The organism is Citrobacter sp. Cf136 (assembly GCF_030333815.1).
GTDB lineage: Bacteria > Pseudomonadota > Gammaproteobacteria > Enterobacterales > Enterobacteriaceae > Citrobacter > Citrobacter freundii.
Genome location: NZ_JAOWFE010000038.1, coordinates 1 through 19,196 on the forward strand (window position 1 = coordinate 1; position 19,196 = coordinate 19,196).

The following is a 19,196-nucleotide window of genomic DNA, read 5'->3' on the forward strand; positions in this document are numbered from 1 at the left end:
CGTGAATACATAGCGTAATGAAGCGAACCGGGGGAACTGAAACATCTAAGTACCCCGAGGAAAAGAAATCAACCGAGATTCCCCCAGTAGCGGCGAGCGAACGGGGAGCAGCCCAGAGTCTGAATCAGCTTGTGTGTTAGTGGAACGGTCTGGAAAGTCCGACGGTACAGGGTGATAGTCCCGTACACCAAAATGCACAGGTTGTGAACTCGAAGAGTAGGGCGGGACACGTGGTATCCTGTCTGAATATGGGGGGACCATCCTCCAAGGCTAAATACTCCTGACTGACCGATAGTGAACCAGTACCGTGAGGGAAAGGCGAAAAGAACCCCGGCGAGGGGAGTGAAAAAGAACCTGAAACCGTGTACGTACAAGCAGTGGGAGCCTCTTTATGGGGTGACTGCGTACCTTTTGTATAATGGGTCAGCGACTTATATTCTGTAGCAAGGTTAACCGTATAGGGGAGCCGAAGGGAAACCGAGTCTTAACTGGGCGTTAAGTTGCAGGGTATAGACCCGAAACCCGGTGATCTAGCCATGGGCAGGTTGAAGGTTGGGTAACACTAACTGGAGGACCGAACCGACTAATGTTGAAAAATTAGCGGATGACTTGTGGCTGGGGGTGAAAGGCCAATCAAACCGGGAGATAGCTGGTTCTCCCCGAAAGCTATTTAGGTAGCGCCTCGTGAATTCATCTTCGGGGGTAGAGCACTGTTTCGGCTAGGGGGTCATCCCGACTTACCAACCCGATGCAAACTGCGAATACCGAAGAATGTTATCACGGGAGACACACGGCGGGTGCTAACGTCCGTCGTGAAGAGGGAAACAACCCAGACCGCCAGCTAAGGTCCCAAAGTCATGGTTAAGTGGGAAACGATGTGGGAAGGCACAGACAGCCAGGATGTTGGCTTAGAAGCAGCCATCATTTAAAGAAAGCGTAATAGCTCACTGGTCGAGTCGGCCTGCGCGGAAGATGTAACGGGGCTAAACCATGCACCGAAGCTGCGGCAGCGACACTATGTGTTGTTGGGTAGGGGAGCGTTCTGTAAGCCGTTGAAGGTGTGCTGTGAGGCATGCTGGAGGTATCAGAAGTGCGAATGCTGACATAAGTAACGATAATGCGGGTGAAAAACCCGCACGCCGGAAGACCAAGGGTTCCTGTCCAACGTTAATCGGGGCAGGGTGAGTCGACCCCTAAGGCGAGGCCGAAAGGCGTAGTCGATGGGAAACAGGTTAATATTCCTGTACTTGGTGTTACTGCGAAGGGGGGACGGAGAAGGCTATGTTAGCCGGGCGACGGTTGTCCCGGTTTAAGCATGTAGGCGGAGGTTCCAGGTAAATCCGGTACCTTTTTAACGCTGAGGTGTGATGACGAGGCACTACGGTGCTGAAGTAACAAATGCCCTGCTTCCAGGAAAAGCCTCTAAGCATCAGGTAACACGAAATCGTACCCCAAACCGACACAGGTGGTCAGGTAGAGAATACCAAGGCGCTTGAGAGAACTCGGGTGAAGGAACTAGGCAAAATGGTGCCGTAACTTCGGGAGAAGGCACGCTGATATGTAGGTGAAGTGATTTACTCATGGAGCTGAAATCAGTCGAAGATACCAGCTGGCTGCAACTGTTTATTAAAAACACAGCACTGTGCAAACACGAAAGTGGACGTATACGGTGTGACGCCTGCCCGGTGCCGGAAGGTTAATTGATGGGGTTATCCGTAAGGAGAAGCTCTTGATCGAAGCCCCGGTAAACGGCGGCCGTAACTATAACGGTCCTAAGGTAGCGAAATTCCTTGTCGGGTAAGTTCCGACCTGCACGAATGGCGTAATGATGGCCAGGCTGTCTCCACCCGAGACTCAGTGAAATTGAACTCGCTGTGAAGATGCAGTGTACCCGCGGCAAGACGGAAAGACCCCGTGAACCTTTACTATAGCTTGACACTGAACACTGGTCCTTGATGTGTAGGATAGGTGGGAGGCTTTGAAGTGTGGACGCCAGTCTGCATGGAGCCATCCTTGAAATACCACCCTTTAATGGCTGGTGTTCTAACGTGGACCCGTGATCCGGGTTGCGGACAGTGTCTGGTGGGTAGTTTGACTGGGGCGGTCTCCTCCTAAAGAGTAACGGAGGAGCACGAAGGTTAGCTAATCCTGGTCGGACATCAGGAGGTTAGTGCAAAGGCATAAGCTAGCTTGACTGCGAGAGTGACGGCTCGAGCAGGTGCGAAAGCAGGTCTTAGTGATCCGGTGGTTCTGAATGGAAGGGCCATCGCTCAACGGATAAAAGGTACTCCGGGGATAACAGGCTGATACCGCCCAAGAGTTCATATCGACGGCGGTGTTTGGCACCTCGATGTCGGCTCATCACATCCTGGGGCTGAAGTAGGTCCCAAGGGTATGGCTGTTCGCCATTTAAAGTGGTACGCGAGCTGGGTTTAGAACGTCGTGAGACAGTTCGGTCCCTATCTGCCGTGGGCGCTGGAGAATTGAGGGGGGCTGCTCCTAGTACGAGAGGACCGGAGTGGACGCATCACTGGTGTTCGGGTTGTCATGCCAATGGCATTGCCCGGTAGCTAAATGCGGAAGAGATAAGTGCTGAAAGCATCTAAGCACGAAACTTGCCCCGAGATGAGTTCTCCCTGAGACTTTAAGTCTCCTGAAGGAACGTTGAAGACGACGACGTTGATAGGTCGGGTGTGTAAGTGTAGCGATACATTGAGCTAACCGATACTAATGAACCGTGAGGCTTAACCTTACAACGCCGAAGATGTTTTGGCGAAGAGACGACATTCAGCTTGATACAGATTAGATTAACCGGCGAAAAGCGGGTTAATAACAGAATTTGCCTGGCGGCTGTAGCGCGGTGGTCCCACCTGACCCCATGCCGAACTCAGAAGTGAAACGCCGTAGCGCCGATGGTAGTGTGGGGTCTCCCCATGCGAGAGTAGGGAACTGCCAGGCATCAAATAAAGTGAAGAAGCCCATCCTGACGGATGGGCTTTTTTGCGTTTCCGATTTTATCACGGACTGATAAAGGAAATTCCGATGGTCATTCTCTACGTTCAACTATATAAAAACCGTGTAGTTGTACGCAATACTACCACTCAGCAAGAAGTTTCCGGATTCCGAACCTTCAGCAATCAGCGACTCCTGATTGCCGAGTTCTTCGAAGCAGAAAAACTGATACAAGACCTTGTCGATCAACTGATGCCACGCTCTAAGTGGCGTCAGCTTTTTTGGCGGAACTCTTTTGGGCTTCTGGCCCATGCGCTGGAGATGAACGAAGGTGGACTGCCGCAGGTTGAAGAGCGAGCTATCCTTGAAGTGACCTTTGGTGCCGCAGACGGTAGGGCTAAGTGTCCTCAGGTTATCTCTGGTAAGGTGCCTCTGAGCGATGCCGGGGTGCGGAGCACTTTTCTCCAGGGGGAAACTGATTTCCGCAATAGTCGGCACTCCTGAACACGCTGTGACTATTGGTTATGACGTGAAACTTTCTCACCTTCAACATACACGCTCGACATTCGCATGATTCCTGGGTATCTTCAGCTATCTGGATGTCTAAACGTTTAAACGTATGTAGTGAGGTTATCAGGTTATGCCAATTCGCGTGCAGGACGAGCTACCCGCCGTCAATTTCTTGCGTGAGGAAAACGTCTTTGTGATGACGACATCCCGCGCTTCCGGTCAGGAAATTCGACCACTGAAGGTGCTCATCCTCAACCTGATGCCCAAGAAGATTGAAACGGAAAACCAGTTCCTGCGCTTACTGTCTAACTCACCGCTACAGGTAGATGTTCAGCTATTGCGCATCGATGCTCGCGAGTCACGTAACACCCCTACGGAGCATCTGAATAACTTTTACTGTAATTTCGAGGATATCTGCGATCAGAACTTTGACGGACTGATCGTGACCGGCGCGCCGTTGGGTCTGGTCGAATTTAATGACGTGGCTTACTGGCCGCAGATTCAACAAGTGCTTGAATGGGCGAAAGATCACGTTACCTCAACGCTATTTGTTTGTTGGGCGGTGCAGGCCGCGCTGAATATCCTGTACGGAATTCCTAAGCAAACCCGTACGGACAAACTCTCAGGCGTCTATGAGCACCATATTCTGCATCCTCATGCGCTGCTGACGCGTGGATTCGATGATGCGTTCCTGGCTCCGCATTCGCGCTATGCCGATTTTCCTGCTGCGCTTATTCGCGACTACACCGATCTCGAGATTTTTGCTGAAACCGAAGAGGGAGATGCCTACCTGTTTGCCAGCAAAGATAAACGAATTGCCTTTGTGACGGGCCATCCGGAATATGATGCCCATACGCTCGGCAGTGAGTATTTTCGTGACGTCGAAGCGGGCCTAACGCCGGAAGTGCCCTATAACTACTTCCCGAAAGATGACCCGCAAAACAAACCGCGGGCAACCTGGCGTAGCCACGGTAATCTGTTGTTTACCAACTGGCTCAACTATTACGTCTACCAGATCACGCCATATGATCTGCGTCACATGAATCCAACGCTGGATTAATCTTCTGTAGCAGACGATCCTTAAGCGTTTCAGCATATTGAATCAGGCACCTTCGGGTGCCTTTTTTATTTCCGAAACGCACCTCACCGTGTAATTAAATTTTATTTATATTGTTATCAATAAGTTAATTGATAATTAAATTAAAAATGGAAATTGTTTTTGATTTTGAAATTTAAATGAGTAGTCTTAGTTGTGCTGAACGAAAAGCGCACAACGATCCTTCGTTCGCATTGGGGATGTGTTTGGATCAATGACGAGGAACTACGCAATGAATCAACAGGCAACGACAACCGATGAACTGGTCTTCACCAGGCCGCGTGGCGAACAGGAGCAACAAATTCTGACCGCTGAAGCAGTAGAGTTTCTGACTGAACTGGTGACAAGATTTACGCCAAAACGCAATAAACTTCTGGCTGCACGTATCCAGCAGCAGCAGGATATTGATGACGGTAAGTTGCCTGATTTTATTTCGGAAACGGCTTCCATTCGAGAAGGTGACTGGAAAATTCGCGGAATTCCTGATGATTTACTGGATCGCCGCGTAGAGATAACTGGGCCTGTTGAGCGCAAGATGGTTATCAACGCGCTGAACGCGAACGTCAAAGTCTTTATGGCTGATTTTGAAGATTCGCTGGCTCCTGAGTGGAACAAAGTTATCGACGGGCAGATAAACCTGCGTGATGCGGTCAATGGCACCATTAGCTATACCAATGAAGCGGGCAAAATTTACCAGCTCAAACCTAATCCGGCTCTGTTGGTATGCCGCGTTCGTGGTCTGCATCTGCCGGAAAAACACGTCACCTGGCGTGGCGAATCCATCCCGGGCAGCCTGTTCGATTTTGCCCTCTATTTCTTCCACAATTACAAAACGTTGCTGGCAAAAGGCAGCGGCCCTTACTTCTACCTGCCAAAAACGCAGGCCTGGCAAGAAGCAGCATGGTGGAGCGAAGTGTTCAGCTATGCAGAAGATCGCTTTAATCTGCCGCGCGGCACCATCAAAGCGACTCTGCTGATTGAAACGCTGCCGGCCGTCTTCCAGATGGACGAAATTCTGCACGCCCTGCGTGACCATATTGTCGGTCTGAACTGCGGTCGCTGGGACTACATATTCAGCTATATCAAAACGCTGAAGAACCATCCGGATCGCGTGCTGCCGGACCGTCAGGTGGTGACGATGGATAAGCCATTCCTCAGCGCCTATTCGCGTCTGCTGATTAAAACCTGTCATAAACGTGGCGCATTCGCGATGGGCGGCATGGCAGCTTTCATTCCCAGCAAAGATGCGGAACGTAACAACCAGGTTCTGACCAAGGTAAAAGCGGACAAAGCGCTGGAAGCCAATAACGGTCATGACGGCACATGGATTGCTCATCCGGGGCTGGCAGATACCGCTATGGCGGTGTTCAACGACGTACTCGGTGAAAACAAAAATCAGCTGTTCGTGACCCGTGAAGAAGATGCGCCGATTACCGCAGAACAACTGCTGGCGCCTTGTGAAGGTGAGCGTACTGAAGAAGGCATGCGCGCCAACATTCGTGTTGCGGTGCAGTACATCGAAGCGTGGATCTCCGGTAACGGCTGCGTACCGATTTACGGTCTGATGGAAGATGCGGCCACTGCCGAAATCTCCCGTACCTCCATCTGGCAGTGGATCCACCACCAGAAGACGCTCAGCAACGGCAAGCCGGTTACCAAACCGCTGTTCCGTCAGATGCTGGCCGAAGAGATGCTGGTGATTCAGGACGAGCTGGGCGAACACCGCTACAGCAGCGGGCGTTTTGACGATGCTGCGCGCCTGATGGAGCAAATCACTACCTCTGATGAATTGATCGATTTCTTGACCCTGCCAGGCTACCGCCTGCTGGCGTAATCCACCACATAACAATATGGAGCATCTGCACATGAAAACCCGTACTCAACAAATCGAAGAATTACAGAAAGAATGGACTCAACCGCGCTGGGAAGGCATCACCCGTCCATATAGCGCGGAGGAAGTGGTGAAATTACGTGGCTCGGTCAACCCGGAATGCACGCTGGCTCAGCTTGGCGCGGCGAAAATGTGGCGTCTGCTGCACGGTGAATCGAAGAAAGGTTATATCAACAGCCTCGGCGCGCTGACTGGCGGTCAGGCGCTGCAGCAGGCGAAAGCCGGTATTGAAGCGGTCTACCTTTCAGGCTGGCAGGTGGCGGCAGATGCCAACCTGGCATCCAGCATGTACCCGGACCAATCGCTGTATCCGGCGAACTCCGTCCCGGCAGTGGTGGATCGGATCAACAACACATTCCGTCGCGCCGATCAGATCCAATGGTCAACAGGTATTGAACCGAACGATCCGCGCTATGTGGATTACTTCCTGCCGATCGTCGCTGATGCAGAAGCGGGTTTTGGCGGCGTCCTGAACGCGTTTGAACTGATGAAATCGATGATTGAGGCTGGTGCAGCGGCCGTTCACTTCGAAGATCAGCTCGCATCGGTAAAAAAATGTGGTCACATGGGCGGCAAAGTTCTGGTGCCGACTCAGGAAGCTATCCAGAAACTGGTGGCCGCCCGTCTGGCAGCCGACGTCATGGGTGTTCCGACGCTGGTTATTGCGCGTACTGATGCTGACGCAGCCGATCTGATAACGTCTGACTGCGACCCATACGACAGCGAGTTCATCACCGGCGAACGTACCAGCGAAGGGTTCTACCGTACGCATGCGGGTATTGAGCAGGCGATCAGCCGTGGTCTGGCCTATGCACCTTATGCGGATCTGGTGTGGTGTGAAACCTCCACGCCGGATCTCGAACTGGCGAAGCGCTTTGCCGATGCGATTCACGCGAAATTCCCCGGCAAACTGCTGGCCTACAACTGTTCGCCGTCATTTAACTGGCAGAAAAACCTGGATGACAAAACCATTGCCAGCTTCCAGCAGCAACTGTCGGATATGGGTTACAAATACCAGTTCATTACCCTGGCGGGCATCCACAGCATGTGGTTCAACATGTTCGACCTCGCACACTCCTATGCGCAGGGTGAAGGCATGCGCCACTATGTTGAGAAGGTTCAGCAGCCAGAATTTGCGGCGGCTAAAGATGGTTATACCTTCGTGTCCCATCAGCAGGAAGTGGGTACAGGCTACTTCGACAAAGTCACTACTATCATTCAGGGCGGCGCTTCCTCGGTGACCGCGCTGACCGGCTCGACCGAAGAATCGCAGTTTTGATTAATGCCCGGTGGCGCTGTGCTTACCGGGCCTACGAAGGGATGTAGGCCGGATAAGCGAACGCGCCATCCGGCATGACGTTGTGCCGGATGGGAGAAGTCGATGACGCGTGGCCTGGAATTACTGATTGCTCAGACGATTTTGCAAGGTTTCGACGCCCAGTACGGGCGTTTTCTGGAAGTCACCTCCGGCGCGCAGCAGCGTTTTGAACATGCCGACTGGCATGCGGTTCAGCAGGCGATGAAAAGCCGTATTCACCTTTACGATCATCACGTAGGTCTGGTGGTGGAGCAGTTGCGCTGCATTACAGACGGCAAAAGTACCGACGCGGATTTTTTACTTCGCGTGAAAGAGCATTACACCCGGCTACTGCCGGATTACCCGCGCTTCGAGATTGCGGAGAGCTTTTTTAACTCCGTTTACTGTCGGTTATTTGATCACCGCTCGTTGACTCCCGAGCGGCTGTTTATTTTCAGTTCTCAGCCAGAGCGTCGTTTCCGCACGATCCCACGCCCGTTGGCGAAAGACTTTTTTCCTGATACCGGCTGGGAGTGGCTGCTAACTCGCGTCCTTAGCGATCTGCCCCTGCGTCTTCCGTGGCAGAATAAACATCGTGATATCCACTACATCATCGAACACCTGACCGAAACCTTGGGAGCGGATGTGTTGCCAGGCTGCCATTTACAGGTGGCGAATGAACTGTTTTATCGTAACAAGGCAGCCTGGCTGGTCGGTAAGCTGATTACCCCTTCTGGAACGCTGCCGTTTTTACTGCCAATCCACCGGACAGACGAAGGTGAGTTGTTTGTCGATACCTGCCTGACCACGACGGCGGAGGCGAGCATTGTGTTTGGCTTCGCCCGCTCCTACTTTATGGTGTATGCCCCGCTGCCCGCGGCACTGGTGGAGTGGTTGCGCGAGATCCTGCCCGGTAAAACCACCGCTGAATTGTATATGGCGATTGGCTGTCAGAAGCATGCAAAAACGGAAAGTTATCGGGAGTATCTGCTCTACCTGGCCAACTGTGATGAGCAGTTTATTGAAGCGCCGGGGATCCGCGGTATGGTGATGCTGGTGTTTACCCTGCCGGGCTTTGACCGGGTGTTTAAAATCATTAAAGACAAATTTGCGCCGCAAAAAGAGATGTCTGCCGCCCACGTCCGCGCCTGTTATCAACTGGTCAAAGAGCACGATCGTGTGGGGCGGATGGCTGACACCCAGGAGTTCGAGAATTTTGTGCTGGATAAACGGCAAATCGATCCGGCGCTGATGGCGCTGTTATTGCAGGAAGCCCCGGAAAAAATTACCGATCTTGGCGATCAGATTGTCATTCGCCATCTGTATATCGAACGACGGATGGTGCCGCTGAATATCTGGCTGGAGCAAGTCGAAGGTCAACAACTGCGCGATGCCATTGAAGAGTACGGCAACGCGATTCGTCAGCTGGCCGCCGCCAATATTTTCCCCGGCGATATGCTGTTTAAGAACTTCGGCGTCACCCGTCACGGGCGCGTGGTGTTCTACGACTACGATGAAATCTGCTACATGACGGAGGTTAATTTCCGTCATATCCCGCCGCCACGCTACCCGGAAGATGAGATGAGCGCTGAGCCGTGGTACAGCGTATCGCCTGGAGATGTCTTCCCGGAAGAGTTTCGCCACTGGCTATGTGCCGACCCGCGTATCGGGCCGCTATTTGAAGAGATGCACGCTGACTTGTTCAGCGCCGACTACTGGCGGGGTTTGCAAACGCGGATTAAAAACGGGCATGTGGAAGATGTTTACGCCTACCGACGCAAACAGCGTTTCAGCGTGCGTTATGAAACCGACCGTAGGCCGGGTAAGGCGTAACCGCCACCCGGCAACCCCATCTTAGCGAAATCCGCCGTACGCCAGCGTCACTTCTTTCGCCGCTTTGATCGCCATGGCGCCGAACTCGGTCACGCGATCGTCGGTAATGCGCGAAATGGGTCCGGAGATGGAAATCGCGGCGAACGGCTCGCGGTGCTCGTCATAAATGCACGACGCCACGCAGCGCAGACCCAGCGCATGTTCCTCATCATCAAAGGAATAGCCGCGCTTGCGCGTCTGAGCCAAATCCTCTTTCAGATGCACTGGCGACACCAGCGTGGCGTGGGTATAAGCGTGTAGTCCTTTGCGGTGCAGCAGCCCTGTCACCTGTTCTTCGCTCAGTTGGGATAAAAACGCCTTACCCGCGCCGGAAGCATGCATCGGCAGTTTGCCGCCGATAGGCGCGGACATGCGCATCAGTTGGGTGCACTGCACCTGGTCGATAATAATGGCCTGATGATCGCTTTGATCCAGCACGGCGAGGTTGACCGTCTCACCGGAGTCTTCCATCAGCTTGCGCAGGATTGGGTGCACAATCGCCAGCAGATTACGGCTTTGCAAAAAGCTGCTGCCGACGATAAACGCATGTGCACCCACGGCCCAGTGCCCTAATTCACCAACCTGACGAACAAATCCCTGCTGCTGCATGGTGGTCAATAATCGGTGAGTCGTGGAGTTTGGCAGGCCGGCCTGCTGCGCCAGCTCGGTCAGCGCCACGCTGCCGTTGGATTCCGCAATCCACTCCAGTAGCTTCAGGCCGCGCGTCAGGGACTGAACCTGCCCGGTTGCGGGCGTAGTAGTAGCGGCGGGTTTTCTACCGCGTTTCGCGGGAACGGGGGCAACCATGGCAGACTCCTTTTCTGTATCGTGGAAATCATTTTCGTTTTATTCAATTATAATGCAAGAATTCCTGTACTGATCGGATGAGTGAAGCTGAACATGTCTCATGTTGGCCGTTGTTCTCTTTTCCGCCTCTCAGGTTTGTGCCAGTATGGCCTGTTGAGTTTTTTTCGGTCTGGTTGAGCGTTGTCGGGAGCGAGTGTGAGCAGCAAAGTAGAACAATTACGTCAGCAGTTAAATGAACGTATTCTGGTGCTGGACGGCGGTATGGGCACCATGATCCAGGGATATCGTCTGAGCGAAGAGGATTTCCGCGGCGAACGCTTTGCCGAATGGCCGTGCGATCTGAAAGGCAACAACGACCTGTTGGTGCTCAGCAAACCGGAGGTGATCGCCGCGATTCACAACGCCTACTTCGAGGCGGGCGCGGACATAATCGAAACCAACACCTTTAACTCCACGACTATCGCCATGGCGGATTACCAGATGGAATCCCTGTCGGCGGAAATCAACTTTGCGGCAGCCAAACTGGCGCGCGCGGCGGCAGATGAATGGACGGCACGCACGCCGAACAAACCGCGCTACGTCGCGGGCGTGCTTGGCCCAACCAACCGTACGGCGTCTATCTCGCCCGACGTCAACGACCCGGCTTACCGCAATATTACCTTTGATCAGCTGGTGGCCGCCTACCGCGAATCCACCAAAGCGCTGGTGGAAGGCGGCAGTGACCTGATCCTGATTGAAACCGTTTTCGATACCCTCAACGCCAAAGCCGCTATTTTCGCGGTTAAAACTGAATTCGAAGCGCTGGGCGTTGAGCTGCCGATTATGCTCTCCGGCACCATCACCGACGCTTCCGGGCGTACGCTCTCCGGCCAGACCACCGAAGCATTCTACAACTCCCTGCGCCACGCCGATGCGCTGACTTTTGGTCTGAACTGTGCCTTAGGCCCGGACGAACTGCGCCAGTACGTGCAGGAACTGTCGCGTATTGCCGAATGCTACGTTACCGCGCACCCGAACGCCGGGCTGCCGAACGCCTTTGGTGAGTACGATCTCGATGCCGACACCATGGCGGCGCAAATCCGCGAATGGGCCGAGGCGGGCTTCCTGAATATTGTTGGCGGCTGCTGCGGCACCACGCCGGAACACATCGCCGCCATGAGTCGCGCAGTGGACGGACTGCCGCCACGCCGCTTGCCGGAAATCCCGGTTGCCTGCCGCCTTTCCGGCCTTGAGCCGCTGAACATCGGCGACGACAGCCTGTTTGTGAACGTCGGCGAGCGTACCAACGTTACCGGTTCGGCGAAGTTTAAACGCCTGATCAAAGAAGAGAAATACAGCGAAGCGCTGGATGTCGCCCGTCAGCAGGTGGAAAGCGGCGCGCAGATCATCGATATCAACATGGATGAGGGGATGCTCGACGCCGAAGCGGCGATGGTTCGTTTCCTCAACCTGATTGCCGGTGAACCGGATATCGCCCGCGTGCCGATTATGATCGACTCCTCGAAATGGGAAGTAATCGAAAAAGGACTGAAGTGCATTCAGGGTAAAGGCATCGTTAACTCCATCTCGATGAAAGAGGGGGTTGAGACCTTTATCCATCACGCGAAGCTGCTGCGTCGCTACGGTGCTGCAGTGGTGGTGATGGCCTTTGACGAGCAGGGCCAGGCCGACACTCGCGCGCGCAAAATTGAGATCTGCCGTCGGGCGTACAAGATTCTTACCGAAGAGGTGGGCTTCCCGCCGGAAGATATTATCTTTGACCCGAACATCTTTGCGGTGGCGACCGGGATTGATGAACACAACAACTACGCGCAGGACTTTATCGGGGCCTGTGAAGATATCAAACGCGAACTGCCGCATGCGCTGATCTCCGGCGGCGTTTCTAACGTTTCATTCTCGTTCCGTGGCAACGACCCAGTACGTGAAGCCATTCACGCGGTATTCCTCTACTACGCCATTCGCAACGGCATGGACATGGGGATCGTCAACGCCGGACAACTGGCAATTTACGACGACCTGCCCACCGAGCTGCGCGATGCGGTTGAGGACGTGATCCTCAACCGTCGTGACGATGGCACCGAACGACTGCTGGAGCTTGCTGAGAAGTATCGCGGCAGTAAAACCGATGACACGGCGAATGCCCAGATGGCGGAGTGGCGCAGTTGGGACGTGAAAAAGCGCCTCGAATACTCGCTGGTGAAAGGCATAACCGAGTTTATTGAGCTGGATACCGAAGAAGCTCGCCAGCAGGCCGCGCGCCCGATCGAGGTTATTGAAGGGCCGCTGATGGACGGCATGAACGTGGTTGGCGACCTGTTCGGTGAGGGCAAAATGTTCCTGCCGCAGGTGGTGAAATCCGCTCGCGTGATGAAGCAGGCGGTGGCCTACCTTGAACCGTACATTGAGGCCAGCAAAGAGAAAGGTTCCAGCAACGGCAAAATGGTCATCGCAACCGTGAAGGGCGATGTGCACGATATCGGTAAAAATATCGTCGGCGTGGTACTGCAATGTAACAACTACGAAATCGTCGATCTTGGCGTGATGGTGCCCGCGGAGAAAATCCTCAGAACGGCGCGTGAAGTGAATGCCGATCTGATTGGCCTTTCCGGGCTGATTACCCCATCGCTGGACGAAATGGTCAACGTGGCGAAAGAGATGGAGCGTCAGGGCTTCACTATTCCGCTGCTGATTGGCGGCGCGACCACCTCGAAAGCGCACACCGCGGTGAAAATTGAGCAGAACTACAGCGGCCCGACGGTGTACGTGCAGAACGCCTCGCGTACCGTTGGCGTCGTCGCTGCGCTGCTCTCTGATACCCAGCGTGATGACTTTGTCGCCCGTACGCGTAAAGAGTATGAAACCGTGCGTATCCAGCATGCGCGTAAGAAACCGCGTACTCCGCCCGTAACGTTACAGGCTGCCCGCGACAACGATCTGGCCTTTGACTGGGAAAACTACACCCCGCCGGTGGCGCACCGTCTGGGCGTACAGGAAGTGGAAGCCAGCATCGAAACCCTGCGCAACTACATCGACTGGACGCCGTTCTTTATGACCTGGTCGTTGGCCGGGAAATATCCTCGCATCCTCGAAGATGAAGTAGTGGGCGAAGAGGCGAAGCGCCTGTTCAAAGATGCCAACGACATGCTGGATAAACTCAGCGCTGAGAAGACGCTGAATCCGCGTGGCGTGGTGGGTTTATTCCCGGCCAACCGCGTGGGTGACGACATCGAGATTTACCGTGACGAGACGCGTACGCACGTCATCAACGTGAGTCATCACCTGCGCCAGCAGACGGAAAAAGTCGGTTTCGCCAACTACTGCTTGTCTGACTTTGTTGCGCCGAAATTGAGCGGTAAAGCGGATTACATCGGTGCTTTTGCGGTCACTGGTGGTCTGGAAGAAGATGCGCTGGCGGACGCCTTCGAAGCCCAGCATGACGACTACAACAAGATCATGGTGAAAGCGATCGCTGACCGTCTGGCGGAAGCGTTCGCAGAATATCTGCATGAGCGCGTACGTAAAGTCTACTGGGGCTATGCGGCGAACGAGAATCTCAGTAACGAGGAGCTGATCCGCGAAAACTACCAGGGGATTCGCCCGGCACCGGGCTATCCGGCGTGTCCGGAACACACCGAAAAAGCCACCATTTGGGAACTGCTGGACGTGGAGGCGCATACCGGGATGAAGCTCACCGAATCCTTCGCCATGTGGCCAGGTGCGTCGGTTTCCGGCTGGTATTTCAGTCATCCGGACAGCAAGTACTACGCTGTGGCGCAAATCCAGCGCGATCAGGTTGAAGATTATGCCTTTCGTAAAGGGATGAGCGTGGCAGAAGTGGAGCGCTGGTTAGCGCCGAACCTCGGCTACGACGCCGACTGATTCACAAACTGTCATCTTTCTTTACAACAAACAGGGCGCTCAATGAGTGCCCTGTCTCTTTATTACGTTTAAACCCTTATACTGAAAGAAGGTTCGCGAGCGCTGTTTGCCGGATGGCGGCGTAAACGCCTTATCAGGCACGCTATCTGCGCCGAGCCCAGGAACATATAACGATAAGGAGTACCTGATTCCGTGTTAACTCTGTTACACCTGCTTTCTGCCGTCGCGATGCTGGTTTGGGGTACGCATATTGTGCGTACCGGCGTGATGCGCGTCTTCGGCGCCCGCTTACGCACCGTGCTCAGCCGTAGCGTTGAAAAGAAACCGCTCGCCTTCTGTGCCGGAATCGGCGTCACTGCCCTGGTGCAAAGCAGTAACGCTACCACCATGCTGGTGACGTCGTTTGTCGCGCAGGATCTCGTGGCGCTGACCCCTGCGCTGGTGATTGTGCTCGGTGCCGACGTGGGGACCGCGCTGATGGCGCGTATCCTGACCTTCGATCTCTCCTGGCTGTCGCCACTGCTGATTTTTATCGGTGTGATTTTCTTTCTCGGACGGAAGCAGTCGCGGGCTGGACAACTTGGGCGCGTGGGGATCGGTCTTGGTTTAATTCTGCTGGCGCTGGAGCTGATTGTGCAGGCGGTAACGCCGATCACCCAGGCTAACGGCGTACAGGTTATTTTCGCCTCGCTCACCGGCGATATCATGCTCGATGCGCTGATTGGCGCCATGTTTGCGATTATCAGTTACTCCAGCCTGGCGGCGGTACTGTTGACGGCAACGCTGACCGCGGCAGGCATTATCTCGTTCCCGGTGGCGCTGTGTCTGGTGATTGGTGCCAACCTCGGCTCCGGCCTGCTGGCGATGCTTAACAACAGCGCCGCTAACGCCGCCGCCCGTCGCGTGGCGCTCGGTAGCCTGCTGTTCAAGCTGGTGGGGAGCCTGATTATCCTGCCGTTTGTTCATCCGCTGGCCAATCTGATGGATGAACTGCCGCTGCCGAAATCTGAACTGGTTATCTACTTCCACGTCTTCTACAACCTGGTGCGCTGCGTGGCGATGGTGCCGTTCGCCGAACCGATGGCGCGTTTTTGTAAACGCATCATCCGCGATGATCCGGAGCTGGATGCGCATCTGAAGCCCAAACATCTGGACGTCAGTGCGCTGGATACGCCGACGCTCGCTCTGGCTAATGCCGCCCGCGAAGCGCTGCGTATTGGCGATGCGATGGAGCAGATGATGGACGGGTTGAAGAAGGTGATGCACGGCGAGCCGCGCGAAGAGAAAGAGTTGCGCAGGATGGCGGATGACATCAACGTGCTGTACACGGCGATTAAGCTCTATCTGGCGCGGATGCCAAAGGATGAACTGGCGGAAGAGGAATCACGCCGTTGGGCGGAGATTATCGAAATGTCGCTCAACCTCGAACAGGCTTCCGATATCGTTGAACGTATGGGCAGCGAGATTGCCGATAAGTCGCTGGCCGCCCGTCGGGCATTCTCTGTGGAAGGGCTGAAAGAGCTGGATGCACTTTACGATCAGCTGCTCAGCAATCTGCAGCTGGCGATGTCGGTGTTCTTCTCAGGCGATGTGACCAGTGCCCGTCGTCTACGCCGCAGCAAGCACCGTTTTCGTATTCTCAACCGTCGTTATTCGCATGCGCACGTCGACCGTCTGCATCAGCAGAACGTGCAAAGCATCGAGACCAGTTCCCTACACCTGGCGCTGTTGGGCGATATGCAGCGTCTGAACTCGCTGTTTTGCTCCGTGGCCTACAGCGTGCTGGAACAACCGGATGAAGACGATGAGCGGGATGATTATTGAGTGAGCTGAAGCGGTAGGCCGGATAAGGCATTTATGCCGCCATCCGGCATCAGACAACAAATCAACTAAAAGCAGTGGCCTGCTTCAACAGCAACCGCCTCTTCACCCGCTTTAAAGATATACGTGGTGTTCGGGCCGCCGAGCACGGACTTACCGTTACTCACCTTGATCCAGTTACCTTCCGGCAAGCCAATCACCGTCAGCTCCGGTGCCACAACCAGCAGTTCGCGGATACGCTGTTCACGCGTTTCGCCTTTGTGGCCTTCCGGCAGCGCGTTGGTGAAATGTGGGTTAATCTGCAGCGGGAACAGACCCAGCGCATCAAAACCTTTGGGATCGACAATCGGCATGTCGTTGGTGGTGCGGATGGTCTGGCAGGCAAGGTTGGAACCCGCGCTCCAGCCGATGTACAGCGCACCGCGTTTGACGACATCCACGATCGGCGCCAGCAACCCGCGCTCACGACTCTCTTTCAGCAACTGGAAGGTATTCCCGCCGCCGACAATCACCAGCTCGGCGTTTTCAATGGCGGCAATCGGATCGGCAACGGTATGAATACCCGTAACGTTGACGCCCATTGGCGCAAAGATGGCTGCCGTTTTCGCCGTGTACTCATCCCAGGTTTGCGTCACGCCAGCGAACGGAATAAACACCGCCGTGCGGCGACCATTCAGTTGCTCTGCGATCAGCGGCAGCGCATGTTCCATCCAGCCTTTGCCCGGCAGCGTCGAGTTACTCAATAAAAGCAGTTCCATCATTTCTCCATGTAATCAGAAAATTACAAACCGCGCTAATGCTACCACTATCAGCCTGACGCCTTACTGATATGGCTCACGATGTTGGAAGGGCTGGGACTATTTTCTAAGTGTCAATCCAATACCGAGCGCCTTCATCACTGCCAGCGTGGTTTTCAGCGTCGGGTTTCCTTTCTCACTAAACGAGCGGTAGAGTTGTTCGCGGGATAATCCCGTTTCTGCCGCGATGTTCGCCATTCCCTTAGCGCGTGCCACCACGCCCAACGCTTTTGCAATGTACGTTGCATCGCCTGTTTCGAGGGCATCCGCCATAAATACAGCAATTTCTTCATCATCAACTAGCGCAGCAGCGGGATCGTAGTGAGTAAGTTTATTCATGGCGGAAGGTCTCCTGATAGTCCAGTGAACGGGCGAGCATTCTCCAATAGGTTTAACATCGCCAGCTAAACCATTCGGCAGTCGAAAAAGTCGTGCGGCAATGAGCGTTTTGGCCCTGCGATCCCGTAGATTCTGTTTCCAGCGTTGGAAAACCGTGGTCTGAAGAATTTCCATGATTACGTTCCATGTATTTTATAAACTACATTATGAATTGACAAGTTGAAAGTAGAGAATAAAAAACAGGGATGTAAGAGGAAATGCTGGTGGACATAAACAGGAAAGCGCCTCGCAGTAATGTGTAATTTTCCAGGATGCTGCGGTTGATACGCGAAACGATAACAGGGGAGAGGGGCTGCTTTGTGCCAGAAGCGGACGTTCACGTCCGTTCTTCAAATATTGGCCCGATAATTCAGCGTTAAATTTTCCGGTTAATACGCAACGCATCCACAACGAGTGAAAACGCTGGGGAAGGCTGTTTACGGCTTGGATAATAAAGATAGTAGCCGGGAAAAGGACGGCACCATTCTTCAAGCACACGAATCAGTTTTCCTTCCTGCAGATGTGTGCCGAACTCCTCTTCAGGTAAAAAGGCAATGCCCAGTCCGGCCAGAGCTGCATCAACAACGTGTTCCGATGTGTTAAACGTCAATTGACCTTCAACCCGAACGTGAAATTTGCCGTTTTCCTGCTCAAACTCCCAGGCGTAAATTTTCCCCGATTGAACCATGCGCTCATTAATACAGCAGTGTTGCATCAGATCGCGTGGCGTCTGAGGGGCGGCGCACCGGGCGAAATACTCTGGGGAAGCTACAGCCGCCATGCGCAGTTTCGGGCCAATGGGTACGGCTATCATATCTTTGTCAATAGTGTCTCCGAGCCGCACGCCGGCATCAAAACGATCCGCAACGATATCCCGGAACCCGTGGTTGGCATCAAACTCAATATGAATATCAGGATATTCGCGTAACAGTGGCGTCAGCTTTGGCAGCAGCGTGGTCTTCAGAACATTAGGTCCACATGTAATACGGACGGTCCCGGCAGGTTTATCACGTAGTGCCGTCAGCATGTCCAGCTCGGCTTCAATCTCATCAATACGATGTCCCACAGACTGCAGCAGGCGCTCCCCGGCTGCCGTCACTGACACACTGCGCGTGGTCCTTGTCAGCAGGCGGATTTGCATCCGTTCTTCCAGCCCGGAAATCGCCTGGCTCAGTGCGGGCTGGGTCACGCCGAGCTGGGCGGCAGCGCGCGTAAAGCTGCCCTCACGCGCCACGGTGACGAAAGAGAGTAAGTCGTTGAGATTGCGTCTGGCCATGCTCGTTTCCGGTCCATTTATAAATTTTGCTTATAAGGGTATTAAGTATTCATTAGCTAGTTAACCCGCTGCATATTGGTAACAATAATGCGATGAAAAAGTCAACGCTAACCCTTATGCAAAACGCTTACCGCAGAACGTCACTGTTGCTGCTCCTTGCCAGCCTGCTTTTCGTCACGCAGTCCGTTATGGCGGGTGGCAACGACCGGGGAGTGGCACAGGAGACGCTAATGAAAATTGAGATCATTGTGGAGGGAGAAACCGCCACCGCCACCCTCTTTGATACGCCGACAGGCCGGGACTTTGCGTCTCTGCTTCCCCTCAGCCTGACGCTGGAAGACTATGCCGATATAGAGCGCATAAGCAACTTGCCGCGCAGGCTTTCTACGGCACAGGCACCGGACGGGATGACGCCGGAAGCCGGAGATATCACTTACTACGCGCCCTGGGGCAACCTGGCGATTTTTGCCCGGGGCAGGGCTTACGCCCGTTCACTGATCCCGTTAGGGAAAGTGGATTCCGGACTGCAGGTCCTGCAGCGCCACGGACCTCTTGCGGTGCAGATCAGAGTCGCCAACTGACCCACAGCATCTTCCGCACCGCGATTATTCCTCTTATCA

The 19,196-nt window shown here is 54.2% G+C and carries 12 protein-coding genes and 2 rRNA genes; 10 read left to right on the forward strand and 4 right to left on the reverse strand.

Translation table 11 applies throughout. From position 1 onward, the window contains the following. From OGV98_RS18120 to aceK, 7 genes are all read left to right on the forward strand, one after another. Window positions 1–2,752 (forward strand): 23S ribosomal RNA (locus OGV98_RS18120); the annotation flags it as partial. A gap of 90 nt (window positions 2,753–2,842) precedes the next feature. Continuing rightward, window positions 2,843–2,958: ribosomal RNA gene (rrf, locus tag OGV98_RS18125) — 5S ribosomal RNA — on the forward strand. Window positions 2,959–3,042: 84 nt separating this feature from the next. Next, a complete protein-coding gene (locus OGV98_RS18130) occupies window positions 3,043–3,456 on the forward strand; it encodes a YjaA family stress response protein (protein WP_202580872.1) in 414 nt (137 codons plus the stop codon). A gap of 136 nt (window positions 3,457–3,592) precedes the next feature. Beyond that, entirely contained in the window at window positions 3,593–4,522 is a 930-nt protein-coding gene (metA, locus tag OGV98_RS18135) for a homoserine O-acetyltransferase MetA (RefSeq protein ID WP_003841431.1), read from the forward strand. Window positions 4,523–4,790: 268 nt separating this feature from the next. Then, entirely contained in the window at window positions 4,791–6,392 is a 1,602-nt protein-coding gene (gene aceB / locus OGV98_RS18140) for a malate synthase A (protein ID WP_003844674.1), read from the forward strand. 31 nt (window positions 6,393–6,423) lie between these two features. Next, window positions 6,424–7,728, forward strand: coding sequence for an isocitrate lyase (gene aceA, locus OGV98_RS18145; RefSeq protein ID WP_003031609.1), 1,305 nt, complete (start codon window positions 6,424–6,426; stop codon window positions 7,726–7,728). A gap of 102 nt (window positions 7,729–7,830) precedes the next feature. Then, window positions 7,831–9,579, forward strand: coding sequence for a bifunctional isocitrate dehydrogenase kinase/phosphatase (gene aceK, locus OGV98_RS18150; RefSeq protein ID WP_003841427.1), 1,749 nt, complete (start codon window positions 7,831–7,833; stop codon window positions 9,577–9,579). 21 nt (window positions 9,580–9,600) lie between these two features. Here the strand turns inward: aceK and iclR are convergent, their stop codons facing one another. After that, a complete protein-coding gene (gene iclR / locus OGV98_RS18155; protein ID WP_003841425.1) occupies window positions 9,601–10,425 on the reverse strand; it encodes a glyoxylate bypass operon transcriptional repressor IclR in 825 nt (274 codons plus the stop codon). A 195-nt stretch (window positions 10,426–10,620) separates the two neighbouring features. Here iclR and metH point away from each other — a divergent pair, with 195 nt between their 5' ends. Together metH and OGV98_RS18165 are read left to right on the forward strand one after the other, a co-directional pair. After that, window positions 10,621–14,304, forward strand: a complete 3,684-nt coding sequence (gene metH, locus OGV98_RS18160; RefSeq protein ID WP_032948291.1) for a methionine synthase — start codon at window positions 10,621–10,623, stop codon at window positions 14,302–14,304. Between the two features lie 192 nt (window positions 14,305–14,496). Then, a complete protein-coding gene (locus OGV98_RS18165) occupies window positions 14,497–16,128 on the forward strand; it encodes a Na/Pi cotransporter family protein (RefSeq protein ID WP_210943505.1) in 1,632 nt (543 codons plus the stop codon). Between the two features lie 65 nt (window positions 16,129–16,193). On the opposite strand, the gene pepE is transcribed toward OGV98_RS18165, so the two are convergent. From pepE to OGV98_RS18180, 3 genes are all read right to left on the reverse strand, one after another. Continuing rightward, on the reverse strand, window positions 16,194–16,883 hold the full coding sequence (gene pepE / locus OGV98_RS18170) for a dipeptidase PepE (protein WP_003841421.1): 690 nt from the start codon (window positions 16,881–16,883) through the stop codon (window positions 16,194–16,196). 99 nt (window positions 16,884–16,982) lie between these two features. Then, the gene (locus OGV98_RS18175) at window positions 16,983–17,261 is read right to left on the reverse strand and encodes an addiction module antidote protein (RefSeq protein ID WP_057102318.1); all 279 of its coding nucleotides are present in this window, start codon (window positions 17,259–17,261) and stop codon (window positions 16,983–16,985) included. A gap of 415 nt (window positions 17,262–17,676) precedes the next feature. Then, the gene (locus OGV98_RS18180; RefSeq protein ID WP_035897671.1) at window positions 17,677–18,576 is read right to left on the reverse strand and encodes a LysR family transcriptional regulator; all 900 of its coding nucleotides are present in this window, start codon (window positions 18,574–18,576) and stop codon (window positions 17,677–17,679) included. A 92-nt stretch (window positions 18,577–18,668) separates the two neighbouring features. Between OGV98_RS18180 and OGV98_RS18185 the strand changes: the two genes are divergently transcribed. Next, complete coding sequence (locus OGV98_RS18185) at window positions 18,669–19,157, forward strand: cyclophilin-like fold protein (RefSeq protein WP_226796415.1); 489 nt, start codon at window positions 18,669–18,671, stop codon at window positions 19,155–19,157. The last annotated feature ends 39 nt before the right edge of the window (window positions 19,158–19,196 follow it).